General features: G+C 30.4%; 13 protein-coding genes and 2 pseudogenes. 11 read left to right on the top strand and 4 right to left on the bottom strand.

Annotated features, from left to right (window positions below):
• Positions 1-251: 251 nt before the first annotated feature.
• From RCH18_RS02360 to RCH18_RS02345, 4 genes and pseudogenes are all read right to left on the bottom strand, one after another.
• A pseudogene (locus tag RCH18_RS02360) lies at positions 252-605 on the bottom strand (sterol desaturase family protein).
• A gap of 123 nt (positions 606-728) precedes the next feature.
• A complete protein-coding gene (locus RCH18_RS02355) occupies positions 729-1,568 on the bottom strand; it encodes a phytoene/squalene synthase family protein (protein ID WP_326935158.1) in 840 nt (279 codons plus the stop codon).
• Position 1,569: 1 nt separating this feature from the next.
• Positions 1,570-3,039 carry a phytoene desaturase family protein gene (locus RCH18_RS02350; protein ID WP_326935157.1) on the bottom strand — a complete coding sequence of 490 codons (1,470 nt, stop codon included), beginning with the start codon at positions 3,037-3,039 and terminating at the stop codon, positions 1,570-1,572.
• Between the two features lie 34 nt (positions 3,040-3,073).
• Complete coding sequence (locus RCH18_RS02345; RefSeq protein WP_326935156.1) at positions 3,074-3,973, bottom strand: MerR family transcriptional regulator; 900 nt, start codon at positions 3,971-3,973, stop codon at positions 3,074-3,076.
• A 342-nt stretch (positions 3,974-4,315) separates the two neighbouring features.
• On the opposite strand from RCH18_RS02345, the pseudogene RCH18_RS02340 reads away from it, so the two are divergent.
• The 11 genes and pseudogenes from RCH18_RS02340 to RCH18_RS02290 all read left to right on the top strand — a co-directional run bounded on the left by RCH18_RS02340 (position 4,316) and on the right by RCH18_RS02290 (position 17,957).
• Positions 4,316-5,209, top strand: a pseudogene (locus RCH18_RS02340) (dienelactone hydrolase family protein).
• Between the two features lie 3 nt (positions 5,210-5,212).
• Positions 5,213-6,094 carry a DUF808 domain-containing protein gene (locus RCH18_RS02335; RefSeq protein WP_326935155.1) on the top strand — a complete coding sequence of 294 codons (882 nt, stop codon included), beginning with the start codon at positions 5,213-5,215 and terminating at the stop codon, positions 6,092-6,094.
• Between the two features lie 601 nt (positions 6,095-6,695).
• Complete coding sequence (locus RCH18_RS02330; protein WP_326935154.1) at positions 6,696-7,565, top strand: DUF808 family protein; 870 nt, start codon at positions 6,696-6,698, stop codon at positions 7,563-7,565.
• Positions 7,566-8,017: 452 nt separating this feature from the next.
• A complete protein-coding gene (locus tag RCH18_RS02325) occupies positions 8,018-8,257 on the top strand; it encodes a hypothetical protein (RefSeq protein ID WP_326935153.1) in 240 nt (79 codons plus the stop codon).
• 11 nt (positions 8,258-8,268) lie between these two features.
• Positions 8,269-8,556 (top strand): helix-turn-helix transcriptional regulator, encoded by a 288-nt coding sequence (locus tag RCH18_RS02320; protein ID WP_326935152.1) that lies wholly within the window; start codon positions 8,269-8,271, stop codon positions 8,554-8,556.
• 14 nt (positions 8,557-8,570) lie between these two features.
• The gene (locus tag RCH18_RS02315; RefSeq protein WP_326935151.1) at positions 8,571-9,803 is read left to right on the top strand and encodes a DNA cytosine methyltransferase; all 1,233 of its coding nucleotides are present in this window, start codon (positions 8,571-8,573) and stop codon (positions 9,801-9,803) included.
• Complete coding sequence (locus RCH18_RS02310; protein WP_326935150.1) at positions 9,800-10,306, top strand: hypothetical protein; 507 nt, start codon at positions 9,800-9,802, stop codon at positions 10,304-10,306. Before RCH18_RS02315 ends, RCH18_RS02310 begins: the two co-directional genes overlap by 4 nt.
• Before the next feature lies 1 nt (position 10,307).
• Positions 10,308-11,777 (top strand): ATP-binding protein, encoded by a 1,470-nt coding sequence (locus RCH18_RS02305; protein WP_326935149.1) that lies wholly within the window; start codon positions 10,308-10,310, stop codon positions 11,775-11,777.
• Entirely contained in the window at positions 11,774-14,596 is a 2,823-nt protein-coding gene (locus RCH18_RS02300; protein ID WP_326935148.1) for a Z1 domain-containing protein, read from the top strand. The genes RCH18_RS02305 and RCH18_RS02300 overlap by 4 nt, the downstream gene beginning before the upstream one ends.
• A gap of 2 nt (positions 14,597-14,598) precedes the next feature.
• Complete coding sequence (locus tag RCH18_RS02295; RefSeq protein ID WP_326935147.1) at positions 14,599-15,570, top strand: PD-(D/E)XK motif protein; 972 nt, start codon at positions 14,599-14,601, stop codon at positions 15,568-15,570.
• Entirely contained in the window at positions 15,570-17,957 is a 2,388-nt protein-coding gene (locus tag RCH18_RS02290) for an AIPR family protein (protein ID WP_326935146.1), read from the top strand. The genes RCH18_RS02295 and RCH18_RS02290 overlap by 1 nt, the downstream gene beginning before the upstream one ends.
• Positions 17,958-18,543 lie beyond the last annotated feature (586 nt).

Below are 18,543 nucleotides of genomic sequence, written 5' to 3'. Positions count from 1 at the left end.
GTCCAATCGAGCGCAGTCGAGGTAATGTACTGCTATGAAAAGGATTTCGACTGCGCTCAACCTGACAAAAAACAAACATTATAGTATTGAAAATTATAATTTTTATAATATGCTAATTTGCACCGTTTGCATAATTAACATTAGAAAAGAATTTAGTAAGCTTTATAAATTGTTATATTATACCAAATTATATTCAAAACCATCTATGATGATCCTAGCAACTAAAAAAAAAAGCAATTTTTACAGTTAATTTATATTTGATAATACTTAAAAGGAACGAAAAGCATTCCAAAACATTCGCCTTGCTCTTTACCTAAATGTTTATGGTGTACTTTAAGCGCTTTATGTAAACCAATGAAATATTTATTTTTAGTTTTTTTGAACCATTTAAAACGTTGATGAATTAATACATCATGAATCATAAAGTAACAAAAACCATAGAACATAATACCCAGACCTATAAAAAATTTAAAATCTACACCGCCATCTTATCCATAACTAATCAGGGCAATACTAGAAGCTGCAAATATTACAAAGAAAATATCATTACGCTCAAAAATATTCGCATTTTTTGTTTGCTGATGACCTGCATGAAAACACCACATTAAACCATGCACTGCGCACTTATGTTTTAATCACGTAGCACATTCTATTATTAAAAAAGTGCTTGGTAAAATCAAAAAAAATATCATTTTATGCTCAATTAATTTAAAACAAATATTTACTAATTAGACCAACTTTAATTTATACGATACAAATGATTTAGCTAATAAACCTGCTTTGGTGTAATTTGAAACTCTAATTCTTGCGCTTCCTATTTCATTACAAGGAGTATTTTCTAGCTTTTTGAGTAATTTTTTGTAATAAACATAAGCGGTATAAACACCAAACTTCGCTTCAATAGGCAGCTTTACAATTCCTTCAAAAGCAATTCTGAAATCTTCTTCTATTTCATTGATAATACTTGTCTTTGCATCTTCATCAAATGAATTCAAATCAACTCCAGGAAAATAATTACGGTTTAAAACCAAGTTGTCATCTTTTAAATCTCTTAGGAAGTTCACTTTTTGGAACGCTGAACCCAGTCTCATGGCTTCATCTTTCAACTGTTTGTATCGTTCGTTATCACCCTTTACAAAAACTTTTAGACACATTAAACCTACAACATCAGCTGATCCATAAATATAAGCATCATACTCTTCCTTACTGTGATAATCTGATTTGATCAAATCTAATTTCATACTTCTTAAAAAAGCTTGAATTAAATCATCAGTAATATTGTATTCTTTAACTGTTTGCTGAAAAGAATTCAAAATGGGATTTAAACTAATTCCTCTATCAAATGCTTTGTAATATTCCTCTTCAAACTCTGTAATTAGGTCTTCTTTATCAAAACCATGAAAACTATCCACAATTTCATCCGCAAAACGAACAAATCCATAGATGCTATAAATAGCGTCTCTGATCACTGGCGATAGCATGTAGACTGCCAAGGAGAAAGAAGTGCTATAGTTCTTAGTAACTAATTTACTGCACTTGAATGATACATCGTCAAATAATTGCTTCATATTATTGCTCTGAAAATTGCTTATTAATTAATTCCGACACTAATTTTCCAGAAATTAATGCTGGTGGAACACCCGGCCCAGGAACTGTCAATTGACCTGTAAAATATAAATTTCCCACTTTATTACTCTTTAACTTTGGTCTTAAAAAAGCAGTTTGTAGCAAAGTATTTGCCATTCCATAAGCATTTCCTTTGTACGAATTGTATTCTGACACAAAATCATTTTTGCAAAAAGATTCTTTAAATATAATATTTTCTTTTACACTTTGCTGTGTTAAAGTTTCAAAACGATCAATTATTTTTTCAAAATACTCTTCTCTTAATGCTTCTGTATCATTAATTCCTGGTGCTAGCGGCACAAGAAAAAAGGCTGATTCCATCCCTTCAGGAGCTGCCGTTTTATCTGTTATCGATGGGAAATTAGCATAAAACAAAGGTTCCTTTGGCCACTTCGGCTCATCATAAATATCTTTGGCATGTTGATAAAAATCGACATCAAAAAATAGTGCATGATGTGAAATATTATCTATTTTTTTATTAAATCCTACGTAAAACAATAGAGACGATGGTGCAAAAACGCGGCTGTTCCAATATTTTTCAGAATACGCACGATGTTCCTGATCCATTAATGTTTCGGTGTGATGATAGTCAGCACCACTCAAAATTACATCTGAATAAATCGTTTCGCCGTTGACAACTATTGCCTTGGCCACTTTATTTTCTACAATTATCTTTTCAATATTTGCATCTGTTTCAAATTTTACGCCTAGTTCTACTGCTAAATCTTCCATAGCACGCACCACGTCAAACATTCCTGTTTTTGGATGCCAAGTTCCTAAACCAAAATCAGCATAATTCATAAAACTATAGAATGAAGGTGTGTCTGAAGGCTTAGCGCCAAGGAACAATACCGGAAATTCAAGAATTTGAATTAGCCTTTCGTTTTTAAATTTCTTCCGAACGTCTTTACTAATATTACTAAAAAACTGCCCCACTTTCATCATTGTTTGTGGCGTGACCAACTCAAGCGGAGAGATACCAGGACGATAGACTAAATCTTTAATTGCAATATCATAATTGCTTTTGGCCTCAGCCATAAAATTCTTTAATAGCGCACCACTCCCCTTTTCTATCGCTTCAAATGACGAAATAATTTCCTCTAAGTTATCAGCAATTGTAATAAAATCATCAATACCATAATATACTCTGTATGCCGGCGATAATTTGATTAGTTCGTAATAATCGGTTGTTTTCTTTCCAAAATCAGCAAAAAAGCGTTCAAATACGTCTGGCATCCAGTACCAACTTGGTCCCATATCAAAAGTGAATCCTTCTTTTTTCATTTGTCTGGCTCTGCCGCCAATACTTGAATTTTTTTCGTAAACCGTAACATCATTTCCGCTTTTAGCCAAATAGCATGAAGCTGCCATGGCCGAAAATCCAGAACCTATAATTGTAATTTTATTCTTCATTTTTTTAGTAAATATACTAATGGATTAAAAAAATTTAAACTTGATCCGCTAATGCAGCAATTGAATTAAATATAAAGACGCGCTCTGGTAGTCCTTCTCGCTTAATAAATTCAGTCAATCGACCAATATACCACAATTCAGTACTATCATCTAACAATTCTTCATTCATTTTTTCGATGTAAGCATCTAGCAAATCTCGCTCTGGTTGAACGGTTAAATAGGATACATAAACGATAGAATCGAAATGTTTTTTCAGTTCCTTTAAATTGTCAATAGGCATACTTTCCCCTAAAAAAACAGTTTTATAACCATTTAACAAAATTTCATAATTAAGATACATCAAACCCAATTCATGGATTTCATTCATAGGCAGTGAAAGCACAAACACTTTATCAGTTCTTGTAGGTTGCAGTACCTGAACTTTCTCCGTATTAATCAATATCTTTTGTTTTATCAAATAGGTGATAAAATGCTCATGAGCAGGCGTTATGGTGTCTGATTGCCATAAAAGTCCCAACTCGTTCATCAATGGAACAAAAACCTGATGAAAAATTTCTTTAAATGATTTTTCTGCAATTAACCAATCATAGGTTTTGAAAAAAAGTTGATGATCAAAGTTCATCATAGACATTTTCAACTCACTTATGGCGTGACTTTTAGCTGTTTTGTTTGAAATTATTTCGCGTACTAAGGATGGTATTTTATCTTGGGGATATGTTGCTATTTTTGAAATCTTATAACCATAATCATGCAATAATGTTATGTTTAACAACTTTTGCAAACTTGCCAAATCGTATAAACGAATATTAGTATCGGTGCGCATGGGTTGTAAGATGTCATATCTTTTCTCCCAAATGCGAATTGTATGCGCTTTGATACCTGAAAGATTTTCTAGATCCTTGATACTGAACACATTTTTTATATTGTTTATCATTAGCTCAATTTTATTAAACAAAAGTAAAAAAAAATTCACTATAAACCTTATTATATAGGTTAAACTTTCAAAAAGGTTTCATTTTTTATAAAAAACATTAAACAAAACCAAATGCAAGAAAATAAAGTTTATCATGATATTTTAAACGATCTTAATATTTTGTCTAAATCCATTTCTTTTAATGAAAGTAGAAAGTCCATCCAAGTTTTAAACTTATCAATTCTAAATTTTTTAACTGATAAAAAATATGATAGTACTGAATAATTTTTTGATTTCTATCTGTATAAAAACAACAGTGCAAAAGACTTTTTTGGTTACTTTAGTAATCTTAAACAAATGGTAATGAAAAAACTAACTAAAGAAGTTATCAGTCAGGCAGTTTTTGACTTATATGACGATTACGCTCATAACAAAATTGAAAGTAGGCAATTTGTTGAAAAGCTATCCCTTTTTGCCGTTGGAACGCTGACTTTTCCCTCTTTGCTTAGTTTTATGATGCCCAATTATATTATTTCATTTTTGATTAAAGAAGATGATCCAAGACTGAAATCAGAATTTATTACCTACAGTTCGCCAAAAGGTGGAGGACAAATAAAAGGACTATTATCTTTACCGCTATCTGGTAAGAAAAAATTACCTAGAATTATTGTTGTTCATGAAGATCGCGGACTAAATCCTTGCATTGCAGATGTAGGGTGACGCGCTTCCATTGAGGGATTTATCACTTTGGCGCTAGATGCATTATCTCCGCTTGCTGGTAATACCAGTAATGACGATACAGGACGCGAATTTCAAAAAAAACGTAACCGCGAAGAAATGCTTGAAGATTTTGTTGCCGCCTATGAATTCCTTAAATCGCATAAAAATTGCAATGGTCAAGTGGGTGTCGTAGGGTTTTGTTTTGGTGGATGGATTGCGAATATGATGGCGGTAAGGATTCCAACATTAAAAGCAGCAGTTCCCTATTACGGCGGCCAACCCACAGCAGCAGAAGCCGAAAAAATTACTACGCCATCACCTATACACTACGCAGGTTTAGACACGCGAGTAAATGAAGGTTGGCCCTTTTGTGAAACTATCATAAATAAAAATAAAGTAGAAAATAGTGCTTTTATATAGGAGAAGGTTAATCATGGTTTTTACGACAATACTACCCAAAGATATGATGATAAAGCAGCTGCTTTATCTTGGACTCGAACTATTGATTTTTTTAAAGAAAAACTAAATAAAAAATAGAATATGGCATCAGGACTTTTTGCATTACTAGATGATATCGCAGCGTTAATGGATGATGTTGTATTAATGAGTAAAATTGCTACTAAAAAAACCGCTGCCATTTTAGGTGATGATCTTGCAGTAAATGCCGAAAAAGCATCAGGTTTTGTCTCCTCAAGGGAAATTCCAGTATTGTGGGCAATCATGAAAGGCTCTTTTCTAAACAAGTTAATCATATTGCCATTTGCTTTCTTGCTGAGTTATTTTATACCGTGGCTCATTACCGTTGTCTTAATATTAGGAGCCGTTTATCTCGCTTATGAAGCAGCCGAAAAAATTTACGAATACTTTGTGCCCCATAAACACGAAGCCATTAAAACCGAAGCTAAAGCCTTAACGCCAGAGCAAGTTTTAGCGAGAGAAAAGGAAAAAATTAAAGCAGCCATCGTTACTGACTTTATACTCTCAATAGAAATTGTAATTATTGCCCTTGGAAGCGTGATTGGAAAACCTATATCAACCCAAATTATCACTGTTTCCTTTGTGGCTGTTTTGGCAACAGTTGGAGTTTATGGGATTGTCGCTGCCATAGTGCGAATGGATGATTTTGGGATGTTGCTAGTAGCCAGAAAATCTAAAACTTCAAAGTTTATAGGAAAACAATTGATACAATTACTTCCTAAAGTCATCAAAGCATTAGCCTTTGTAGGTACCATCGCTTTGATCCTTGTTGCAGGCGGTATTTTTATGCACAACATCAAACCATTGCATCACGTATTAGAAAGCTTACCACTACTTGTAGGCGAATTTATTGCTGGAATAATTGGCGCAGTAATATCTTTTATAGCTGTCAAAGGAATTTTATTAGTGTGGAAGAGCATAAAAGCAAAATACTTCAAAGCTTAAAAATTTACATATAAACTTTTTTAGTTTATGGATCTTCTTTTAGCGTTTTTGCCGCGGCAACCGCACTTTAAATTTTAATCTATTTTTTTTCAATAAAAGTATTTTCAATTCAAATGAAATTGATCGATTTTATTAAAAATAGAAATTTATGAGATGATCCCTAGCGTAAAATTGCGGTAAGTAAGAGCATTAATGTTGTGATTAAAAATTTTAGCAAAGTAGTTGCGCATATTTTTTGACAAATTTTTCCAATTCTATAGTAGTAAGCATTTTTGACTTCGTCATGATGTTTAGCTTCTATTTCTCAAAAAAAATGCAATACAGATGAAAAATCTAAATGTTTGAAAACAGCTTTATAGATCTGAGTCTAAAAATTTACAATTCTTTTGGGCTCAAAGTGAGAAAAACTGTAAAAGGAGTAAAAACAAAAAGCATGCAGTACCAAAAATGATCATTGGTACATGCTGCTGTGACTGAAGTAAAATTTACACAAAAAAGAGTAATAAATAATTTGTAAAGCACGAGAAATCAGAGATTAATCACAGAAATTTTTATCTATATTTGAAACTGAATTGAAAAGTAAAATTTAGAATTAAAATATATGGCATCAGGATTTTTTGCATTGTTGGATGATATCGCGGTACTTATGGATGATGTAGTAGTAATGAGTAAAATTGCTACTAAGAAAACAGCGGGAATATTAGGAGATGACTTGGCTGTAAATGCCGAAAAAGCATCAGGTTTTGTTTCCTCTAGAGAAATTCCAGTTTTATGGGCTATAACCAAAGGCTCTTTTTATAACAAGTTAATTATTTTGCCCCTAGCCTTTTTATTAAGTTATTATGTACCAACGGTTGTCACGGTAATATTGGTCTTAGGTGCTGTTTATCTAGCCTATGAAGCGGCCGAAAAAATATACGAATATATAGTGCCTCACAAGCATGCTGTAATTTCAACGGACGAAATCAACTTGACTGATGAGGAAATTCTAGCGATGGAGAAAGCCAAAATAAAATCAGCTATTGTCACTGACTTTATATTATCCGTTGAAATTGTAATTATAGCGCTAGGTAGTGTTATAGGAAAACCCATTTCTACGCAAATTATTGTAGTTAGTTTTATCGCCTTGCTTGCTACAGTGGGAGTTTACGGCATTGTAGCTGCTATTGTGCGCATGGACGACTTAGGTCTTATCTTAACTGCAAAGAAAAGTGCGACTTCAAAATTTATTGGTAATCTATTAATACGAGCGCTTCCATTAATTATAAAAGGACTTGCCTTTGTAGGAACGATCGCGCTTGTTTTAGTAGCTGGCGGAATATTTGTGCATGAAATAGAGCAAGTTCATCGTTTAGTTGAAGGTTTACCGTCTATAGTTGGCGAATTCTTAGCTGGACTCGTGGGCGGAATCGTCGCCTTTTTAGTTGTAAAAGGTTTTATGATGATTTGGGCGAAGGTAAAAGGGAAGTAGCTAAAAAATATCAAAGCCCTTTTTCAAATAAGTTTCTTTTGGGCGTTTTCGCTACCGCGACCGGGCTTTCCGCTACAATCTTTTGTTTTTTTTCAAAAACAAAAGGATTTTCACTTCAATCCCTAACGCAAAATTGTGGTGAGATGAGGATTTAAATTATTATTGACGCTGTAAAGAAAAAAGAATTGAGAAGGTATCTACATAATTACAGATTTTGCAATTGAAGAAATTATTAGCTAAATTTTTCAATTATTTCATTCATTTACGGTTTCCCGTAATTTTGTTTTAATGGATTTATGTATTATTGTAATTCGACAGAAAAATACTTATATTATTTATTGCAATATTAGTAAGGATTTATCTTTTAAATGTTCATTATATTGCACTTTTTAAACTAATTTAATTATCTTTAATGTGCATTAATTTTTTTTCAATCATAATAAAAATATATCATGAACAATTACATAGAAGAAGAAAAACACAGACATCCGTACTACAAAGTAATGGAACTAACAGGCATATCATTAAGTAATGAATTAGATTCATGGTCTCGTCAAGATTTAATTGATTGGTTATCATGGAATGATAGAAACGGTGTTTATAAAGATGATGATTCAATAAGGGAATTTGGCAATATTATTAGCAAAGAAGAAGCTATAGAAATTATGACAAGACAAATAGTTGAAGCATAAATATTATGAGAATGGAAAGAAATAGCGATAATAATAATAATAATAATAATAATAATAATACAATTGATGGCCATCAAACAAGTTGTAGAGTAAAGATGGGCGAAACTCTTCGAGAAATAAGAGAGAAGAAAGGATACAATCAAGAGCAATTAGCATCTATTATGAAAATTAGTAGATCAACTATTTCAAAAATAGAAAGTGGAAAATTTAATTGTAGTTTAGATTATCTATCAAAATTTTCTTGGTTTTTAGATTTCGATATTAATATATCGATTAGTGGAAAAAAACAATCTATTTAAAATTAAAATACGAAATGTCATTAAAATATATAGATCTATTTGCTGGAGCAGGAGGATTATCGGAAGGATTTATTAGAGCAGGTTTTGAACCTATTGCTCACGTTGAAATGAATGGTGATGCGTGCGATACTTTAAAAACAAGAACTGCTTTTCATTATTTGAACGAAAAAAACCAAATTGAAGAATATTATAATTACTTAAAGGGTAAAATAACTCGCAACGAATTATGGGCTAAAATACCTGATAATTTAATAAATGCTGTAATAAACACAGAAATATCTGCTGAAACTCTACCTACAATTTTTGAAAAAATTGATTCTGTATTAGGAAAAGATAAGGTTGATTTGGTAATTGGCGGGCCTCCATGCCAAGCATACTCAGTAGCGGGCCGAGCTAGAGATCCAAAAGGAATGACAGAAGACCCAAGAAACCACCTTTATAAATATTATGTTGAATTTTTGAAACGATACAAACCAAAAATGTTTGTATTCGAAAATGTACCAGGTATTTTATCCGCAAATAATGGAGGTTATTTAGAACTAATTTTTGAGGCGGTTAAAGAAGCCGGTTATGAGTTGGATAAAAAGGTTTTAAATGCTAAACATTTTGATGTACTTCAAGACAGAAAACGAGTAATTATTATTGGCTGGAAAAAGAATTTAAAATTAAAATATCCCCATTTTGAAGAAAATGAACCTCAATATGAAATCTTAAAAGATTTATTTTCAGACCTGCCAAAAATTAAAAATGGACAGGGAGAATGGGGTGCTGTAGATTATGCAAAAGAGACTAACAACTATTTAGAAAAATCTGGTATAAGAAATGGAGTGTGCTTTACCTCACAACACATTGCACGTCCAAACAACCCGAATGATCTTGAAATTTATAAAATAGCTGTAAATAAATGGGTGCAAGACAACAAGAGATTAAACTATGCAGAATTACCTGAAAGACTAATAAAACACAACAATACAAAATCTTTCACAAATAGATTTCAAGTTGTTAATCATAAAGGAATTTCTCATACAGTTGTTGCGCACATTTGTGCTGATGGGCACTATTATATCCATCCCGACATAAAACAAAACAGATCAATTACTGTAAGAGAAGCTGCAAGGATTCAATCTTTCCCGGATGATTATTTTTTTGAAAAAAGTAGAACAACTGCTTTTAAACAAATTGGAAATGCTGTGCCTGTTTTGATGGCTGAGGGAATTGCTAATAAAATAAAAGAAATGATTAAATGATTAATTGGCAATACTACCCTAAAAGAAAAGAACTACCTTCTCATTTAAAAGATATTATTGATATTTTTAAATTTAAAGAAGAGTTAATTTCTTCCGAAAAATTCACCTTAAATAGTAATGCCGTTTTAGAAAAGGTTTCTTTAAATCTACTAAGTCTAAATTATCAAGTTGAAACTTCAAAAAAAGCAATTGATAAAATAAAAGTTCCTGTTCTTTTTGGCATGAATGGTAAGCTTGAAAAGTATTTTGATGCTGATGCTTATAATGAAGAATTAAAAACAGTTATAGAGGTAGAAGCTGGTAGAGGAGTAACAAATTATCAATTTTTAAAAGATTTATTTCAAGCATGTATGATGCACAAAGTAGATTTTTTGGTAATTGCTGTAAGAAATACTTATAATAAAAATAAAGATTTTCAAAGTGTACTTACTTTTTTTGAAACATTATACGCTTCTGGAAGATTAGTTCTTCCATTGGAAGGGATTTTAATAATTGGATATTAATATGCATCAATACAAAGCCGAAAATGCCAAACCAAATCCAAAATCAACAATAAACTCCTATCGTAGTTTTGGTTATAACCTTTCAACTGCAATAGCTGATATTATTGATAATAGTATCTCAGCTAACGCTGATAAAATCGAAATTGATTTTTTATGGAAAGGTAAAGATTCTGTAATTTCTATTCGTGATAATGGAAAAGGAATGAATTTAGAAGAGTTGATAATCGCTATGACTCCTGGTAGCAAAGATCCAGAAGATACAAGAGATGAAAAAGACTTAGGTAGATTCGGAATGGGATTAAAAACAGCTTCTTTTTCGCAATGTAAAAGACTTACGGTTATTACAAAGAAAGAAGGTTTTGCTACTATAAAGCGTTGTTGGGATATAGATTTTATAAACAGTGAAGAAGAATGGACTTTATTAGATTATGTTTCAGATGAATCTTATTTAGATAAAGTTGATGAATTAATAAGCGGAACTTTAATTATTTGGGAGTTATTAGACAGAATTGTAGGTAATTCAACAGTTGAAAATGAAGCTGTGAAAAATGCTTTTTATCAAGAAATGGCGACAGTTAATGAGCATTTAAGTCTTGTTTTTCACCGATTTATTGAAAGTAAAAAAATCAAACTTTACACCAACACTTATGAGATTGATGCTTGGAATCCATTCTTATTAAATCTGAATCCAAAGCCTGAAATGGGACAATTAGAAGTGCTAATTAATAATGTTGAAGTAACATATTTTATTTTACCTCACATGTCAAAAATTAGTAATGAAGATTATGAAAAATCGGGTGGTCCTTTAGGTTGGTATCAGCAACAAGGTTTTTATATATATCGCGGCGATAGGTTATTGGTATCTGGTGATTGGCTTGGTATTGAAAAAAAGAGAGAGTATTCAAAATTAGCTAGAATTGCAATAAATTTCCCGAATGCGAATGATTTTGATTGGAATCTTGATATAAAAAAATCAACGGCAACACCTCCAATAGAGATAAGAAAGGAATTAGCAAGAATAGCTAAAATGGCTGTTATGAAGTCTGCCAAAATATATAATTGGAGAGGACAAAAAACAATTTCTTCTGACAATAATAGTCAATCTTTTGAAAGTTTATGGAAAGACGAGACAAACAGAGAAGGAATAAAAAAATATAAAATAAATAAAAAACATCCAATTATTAAGCAATTACTCGATTCGGATAAAGAAAACAAACTTTTCTCAAAAGCATTAAAGCTTATTGAAGAAAACATTCCATTAGAATTGATTTTATATAATCAAAATGAAAATCCATCTTTTCATGAGTTAGAAAGTATTCCAGAAATTCCTAGTGATGATTTAATCAAACTTGCTGTAGAATTGTACAAAATCTATGTTCTACAAGGAGTTCCTGAAAATTTGGCTAAACAGCAGATAATGAATTCAACTCCATTTAATCTATTTCCATTAATAAATGACTATTTAATATGAACGATATAAAGAATTCGGCTAGATTAATAGCGCATACACTTTTATCTCATGCAAAACAAAATGAAGATATTACTGATGAAATAATTTTAAATATTATTGACAGAGTTGAAGCTACAATGGCGTCAGTTGGTCAAGTAATTGACAAAAGAGAATTATTTGAAATATTAGTGGCAGATTTTAGTATTGGTAAAGGTTCAATCACTGAAATGAATGGAGATATTACTCCGTGGCTTTATTCAAGAAAGGACGATATTAATTGGGAACTATGGAGTAGATATAAGTCATATATGCACGAAAAGGATCCTTCATTTCCAATCAATGATTTAGATGATTTTACAGATAAAATTCTAGACAAGTGTTATAATCCTAAAGAATCAGGTTCATGGGATAGAAGAGGAATGGTTGTTGGTCATGTTCAGTCAGGTAAAACCTCAAATTATGTAGGATTAATAAATAAGGCTACTGATGCTGGATATAAGGTTATTATTGTCATTGCTGGAACAATTAGTTCATTAAGAAGACAAACTCAAGAACGCATTGATGAGGGCTATATTGGTAAAAGTAGTTCAGCATATATAAATAATTACGGTGAAAATAAAATAATTGGTGTTGGTAAATATAAAGTTGATACTGACATCTATTCGCTAACTTCTTCTTTTTACAGAACAGGTGATGAAGGTGATTTTAATCAAGGTATTGCTAACAGATTAAATATCCCAATCGGAAAGAATCCAGTAGTTTTTGTAATTAAAAAAAACAAAAGTATTCTTGAAAATTTAATAGATTGGTTTTCAAAAGATTCTAATATTAAAATGATTAATGGTCAACCTAAATTATTTGATGTTCCGGCTTTAATAATTGATGATGAAGCAGATGCAGCTTCTGTTAATGCAACTAAAGATATTAACGATATCAAAACAATTAATAAATTAATAAGAACTTTATTGAATGTATTTGACCAGAATACTTTTGTAGGATATACAGCAACACCCTATGCTAATTTATTTATTCCACAAGATTTTAATGATGAGTTAACTACCGTAGTGAAAGGCAAAACGTATTTTATAGGAGAAGATTTATTTCCAAAAGATTTCATTATTAACATTATAGCTCCTAAAAATTATATTGGCGCTGCTAAAATTTTTGGTTTGGAAAACCCAGTGACTGGAGAAAGTAAAGAACCATTAGATGTTTTTAGAGTAATTGATGATTATGACCCACCATTTTTTAAAACAATCAATAAAAACAACAAAGACAATTTACCGGAATACTTGCCAGAAAGTCTTGAAACAGCTCTGAAATCATTTATTCTTACTTGTGCTGTTAGAAGATTAAGAGGACACGATAAGAAGCATAATTCAATGTTAATTCATGTTGCATTATATGTAAAATGGATTGATAGAGCTGCGCTAAAAGTTAATGATAGAATGAAAGAATTTAAAAATTATATCATTGGTAATGATGCTAAGTTTTTAAATGAATTAGAAGAGTTGTATTTAAATGATTTCATGCCTACTACTGAAAATGTTCTTGAAAACATAGACTATAAGGATACTAGAATTGAGTTACATGATTGGAATAGTGTAAAATCTGAATTAAAAAAAGCAGCTTCAAAAATTGATGTTCGAGCAGTTCACGGTACAAGGTCAACAACAAATTTAGAGTACCATAATATTGATGAAATTGATTATTCAAGGTATGAAGATGGTTTATCAGTAATTGCAGTTGGAGGAGGTAGATTGGCTAGAGGAATAACTTTAGAAGGTTTGTCAACCAGTTATTATTTGAGAACAACCAGAATGTATGATTCATTAATGCAAATGGGCAGATGGTTTGGGTATAGACCAGGCTATGTTGATTTGTGTAGATTATATACAACAGAAACCATTTATGAATGGTTTAATCATATAACAATGGCTACTGAAGAAATGAGATATGATTTTGACGAAATGACAACTAGAAATTTAAAACCTAAAGATTTTAGATTAAAAGTAAGAAATCACCATGGACTTTTAGCTATTACTAGTGTTGCAAAACTTTTTTGGGCTCAAGATATAACAATGTCTTTTTCGGGTTCTAATCCACAAACCTATTTGTTGTTTAAAGACCAAAAATCAATTCAAAACAATTTTAACAATTTAAAAAACTTATTTGAAAGATTAGGTTTTCCAAGTAATGAGAACATAATTCAGAAAAGAAAGAAGACGAGATACTTACTTTACAGAAATGTTCAATTAGAACTATTGACTGATTTTTTAGAAAATTATAAAATCAATATTCCTTCAATAAACAATCAAGTAATCTCTGATTACATAAAACTTCAAAATGCTCAAAAGAACATTAGAGAATGGAATATTTGTATAGTTTCTAATACTAGTGAAAAAGCACTGCTATATGATAAAGGGGTTATTAAGAAACCAGAGAACAGAACTGAATATGATACTCAAAAATATAGTTTGTCTGCCGACGGTAAAGAAATTGAATTAGTTTGTAGCGTAAGAAATCAAACAGAATATTCGGAATTATATAAAATCACTAAAAATCAAATAGATGATGTTGTCGATCGTCAAGTAGATTTAGTTGAAAACGGTTCAGGAAGCATAAAAGAAAGAAGAGCAAACGAAAGTAAAGGTTTACTATTGATTTATGCTTTAGATGAAAGAGGTACAACTAATGTAGAAAACGGAATTCCAATTATTGGATATAGTTTGCATTTTCCAAAAATTGATAATGAAGTTCAAGTTTCTTATTCAGCAACAATAAATGAAGAGCTTGATATAGAGCCAATGGAAGATGATGATAATTCAGAAAACGAATAATTATGGTTAGTATTAAATCTATTTGGGAAAGTCACGTGCCTACTGATGAAATCATTATTAAAACGCAACTTGAACATGTAAAACCGTTCAAATGTTTTGCTGCAACTAATCATATAACTGGTAATCACTTATACATATTTGAAACTTCAAAAAATGCTAAATTTCCTGAATTTAAGAATTTTAAGTTCAAAGGATTATTTATTGAAATTTTTGAATTTGAGGAAATAAAAGAACTAAACATTTATCTTTTAGACAATCAGCTTAAAGATATTTTTAGTCTATTTATAGAAAATATTGTAGAAGAGATATCAAAAAGTGTAACTGAAAATGAAGCATTAATTGAAACTTCTAATGTTGTCTTAAAGTGGAAAAAATTATTTGATAAAATAAATTTTCAAGGCCTTACAATTGAAAGACAAAAAGGATTAATTGGAGAGCTTTTACTTTTCAATTCGTTATTAGACGAAGAATATTCAATTGATAAGTTGTTAGAAAGCTGGACTGGTCCAGATTATAATGATAAAGATTTTCATTTTGGTTCGTTTGGTATTGAAGTAAAGTTAACTTCATCAAAAGTTCCGAAAGTGAAAATATCAAGTGAAAGACAACTAGATAGTGAAAATTTGACAAAATTATATTTGGTTTTATATGTTGTTGAAGAAGTTAAAGACAAAGGATTTTCTTTAAATTCTATTATCGAGCAAATTCGAGTAAAAATTAATAATAATCAAAATGCTATAAAATTTTTCAACGAAAGGCTTTTATTAGTGGGATATTTTGATGAAGATTTCGAGAATTACAAGAGACAGTATGCTTTTAGAAAAAGAAATTTTTATGAGGTTACTTTAGATTTCCCAAGACTTGTAGCTTCTGATTTACCTATTGGTTTATTTGACACAAAATACAGTATTGAGCTTTCGGCTATTGAACAATTTTTAGTAAGTAATGAATCAATTCTTGAATTAATTAAGTAATGGATAGAGGATTAAAAAATTATATTGAAGCAATTCAATCTGATGTGGCTGCATTGGTTTATTCAGATGGTGAAGGAGCTAGTTTTGAAGATAAATTTACTGAACATTGTATAGAAATTTTAGATACTATTGGTAAGTCTGAAGGAGCTAGAGTATTGTCTTATATCAATCCTGATTCTCAAGGAAGAATTGATTGGAAAATTAATGGCTATTGCTTAAAAGATGAATTTAAAGATGATTCTAACAAGGTTTACTTTGAAACATTAGATTTATTTATAACGTATTTCAATAAAAATTCCTACGATTACAACATCGCAAAAGATGATTTTAACAAAAGCATAAATCAAATAAAAAAGTTTTTAAACGCTGCGTTAAAAGGTCATATTGACTATATAGATCCGGCTCAGACTGAACTAAATCAACTTTTAAAAATTATTATAAAACAGAAAGCTAATTTTGACAGAATGAATATTTTTTTCTTAATTAATGGTAATTCTAACCATGATTTGGAAAAAGTAGTAATAAAAGGATTCGAAGATTTAGATGTTTTTGTTCATGTTTGGGATATTCCTAGATTTTATAAATTAAGTGAATCTTCTAGTAATAGAGAACCAATTGAAATAGACTTTAAAAATTTAATTTCAAATAGCAATCATGGTATTCAATGTTTAAAAATGCCTAATCATAATGAGTTATACGAATGCTATTTAGCAATATTACCAGGAGAAGCACTATCAAAACTGTATAAAGAATATTCTAATGAATTATTAGAAAGTAATGTTAGAGCGTTTTTAGGTCAAACCGGTAAATTCAACAAAGGTATTAGAGATACTATAAGAGAAAAACCTCAAATGTTCTTACCATACAATAATGGTATTACTGCAACTGCCGAAAATGTGGAAACAATAATTATTGATAATCAATTGTATCTAACTAAATTATTAGATTTTCAAATTGTAAACGGTGGTCAAACAACTGCATCATTATTTCATACTCAAAAGAAGTTTAAAGATGCCGATTTAAGTAATGTTTTTGTTCAGATGAAATTAACGGTTATAAAAGATGTAGAACAAAAGAATATTGAAGTTCCAAATATAGCACGATATGCAAACAGTCAAAATAAAGTTTCGGAATTAGATTTGTCTTCTAACAATCCATATTTTGTTCAAATTGAATCTTTATCAAGGAAAAAATATGTTATTGATCCTGACAATAGAAATATGTCAACATTGTGGTATTTTGAGCGTGTTAATGGTCAATATAAGGAATCTTTGAACAAATTAACAACTCCAGTTCAGCAAAGAAAATTCAAAGAACAAAATCCAACTAATCAGAAATTCGTTAAATCTGATGTTGCTAAGTATATAAATATTTGGGAACAAGAACCCTATTTTGTTTCTCAAGGTGCTCAGAAAAACTTTATTCATTATACTAAGAAAATTAATGAATTAGTAAAGAAAAATAAATTTCCTGGTGAGAATTTTTATAAAAAATTAATTGCTAATGCAATTCTTTTCAAAGCCGTCGATAAACTTTTTGGAAGAAAAAATATTGATGCCATTGGAGATACCAATTTGAAATCTTTTACAGTAGCTTACACATTATCTTATTTTTATTACTTGACTAATAATAGAGTTGATTTATGGAAAATCTATGAAGAGCAACAAGTAGATACTAGGATAATGAGCGAATTACAAAAATTAATAGTTTTTGTTTACAATCAATTGGTTAAATCTTCAAATAATTCGCTTATTTCCGAATATGCCAAAAGAGAATCCAGTTGGAAGTTATTAAAAGATGAGAGTTACAAAATCCAGATAGATGACAATCCTGACTGTTTCATAACAAGCGAGCAGGTTTTAATTAGAGATATTGAAACAGTAGAAATTGATAACAAATCAGAAACTAATTTGATAAGTATCAATAAAATTTTAGGTTTTGGCAATAAGTTTTGGGATGGAGTTTCAAAATGGACAATGAATATTGATGAATTAAAAGAGTTGTCAACTGATTCATGGGAAATTGCAAATAAAATAAAAAGAGCTAAAAACCTTAATAGTAGAGATATTGCGATAGGTAATAAACTACTTATGTATATTGAAAAAAACAATATAAATATTGATACTATAAAATCATTATCAAATGAAATTGAGGTAGAAGTTATTGATGTCAAAGCAATTTATGATAGATTAAATCTGATTTCCAAAAATGATTGGACTAAAATTATTGACATAGGGGAACAAACAAAAATATTTGACAACTTAGAATTATCAAATTTAAAATCGGTTCAGAAATCTATTTTAAAAAATGAGACTATAAAAGAAGTGAATATTGTAAATGCTTTAAAATCAATTAAAAAACTAAGAAAATTTGGACTTTCCTTTTAACTAAAAAAAAATCAATAACTTTTCCTTAAATTATCTGTAATAACTTTTCCTTAAATTATCTGTAATAACTATCTTAAAATATTTTATAAAATATTATTCAAGAAAAAACCTCATTTTCTCTGTAAGAAATTAGAATAAAATACCTTTCAAAAAAAATAATGGCTATGGAGCGCAAGGTTAGTTTGGTTGAAGAATTATTCGACCGTCTTGAAAAAGAAATTGCAGCATTCCAGTCAGAAACGCATTTGCATTGTATCGCTGGATGCGGCAAGTGCTGCTCTACTCCAGAAATAGATTCCTCGCCATTGGAGTTTTACCTTAGGCATTTCACTTATTTTTAAATGGAGAAGCTGAAGATATGTTGCTCCAACTCTAACAAAAATCAGACTCCAACTGTCATTTATATCGTCCGTATTCTCTTATAGATAGAAATATGGGGAGTTACTGTGACTATCGACATAGAGGTTTAATTTGTAGACTTTTTGGATATGCAGCGAGTAAAGATAAATATGGCTAACTCCATTTAGCCACTTGCAAAATAATAAAAGAAGGACAACAAGAAAACTACAACACCGCTGAGGAAGCA

Origin of the sequence: Flavobacterium sp. PL11 (genome assembly GCF_035985025.1) — a bacterium.
In the GTDB taxonomy this organism is placed as follows: Bacteria; Bacteroidota; Bacteroidia; order Flavobacteriales; family Flavobacteriaceae; genus Flavobacterium.
This window is presented reverse-complemented; position numbering and strand designations above follow the sequence as displayed.

Coding starts and splice junctions, on each gene's coding strand:
- RCH18_RS02325 (WP_326935153.1), top strand. CDS start 8,018: ATGAACAATTACATAGAAGAAGAAAAACACAGACATCCGTACTACAAA.
- RCH18_RS02320 (WP_326935152.1), top strand. CDS start 8,269: ATGGAAAGAAATAGCGATAATAATAATAATAATAATAATAATAATAAT.
- RCH18_RS02310 (WP_326935150.1), top strand. CDS start 9,800: ATGATTAATTGGCAATACTACCCTAAAAGAAAAGAACTACCTTCTCAT.
- RCH18_RS02355 (WP_326935158.1), bottom strand. CDS start 1,568: ATGAAGCAATTATTTGACGATGTATCATTCAAGTGCAGTAAATTAGTT.
- RCH18_RS02290 (WP_326935146.1), top strand. CDS start 15,570: ATGGATAGAGGATTAAAAAATTATATTGAAGCAATTCAATCTGATGTG.
- RCH18_RS02315 (WP_326935151.1), top strand. CDS start 8,571: ATGTCATTAAAATATATAGATCTATTTGCTGGAGCAGGAGGATTATCG.
- RCH18_RS02330 (WP_326935154.1), top strand. CDS start 6,696: ATGGCATCAGGATTTTTTGCATTGTTGGATGATATCGCGGTACTTATG.
- RCH18_RS02345 (WP_326935156.1), bottom strand. CDS start 3,973: ATGATAAACAATATAAAAAATGTGTTCAGTATCAAGGATCTAGAAAAT.
- RCH18_RS02300 (WP_326935148.1), top strand. CDS start 11,774: ATGAACGATATAAAGAATTCGGCTAGATTAATAGCGCATACACTTTTA.
- RCH18_RS02350 (WP_326935157.1), bottom strand. CDS start 3,039: ATGAAGAATAAAATTACAATTATAGGTTCTGGATTTTCGGCCATGGCA.
- RCH18_RS02295 (WP_326935147.1), top strand. CDS start 14,599: ATGGTTAGTATTAAATCTATTTGGGAAAGTCACGTGCCTACTGATGAA.
- RCH18_RS02305 (WP_326935149.1), top strand. CDS start 10,308: ATGCATCAATACAAAGCCGAAAATGCCAAACCAAATCCAAAATCAACA.
- RCH18_RS02335 (WP_326935155.1), top strand. CDS start 5,213: ATGGCATCAGGACTTTTTGCATTACTAGATGATATCGCAGCGTTAATG.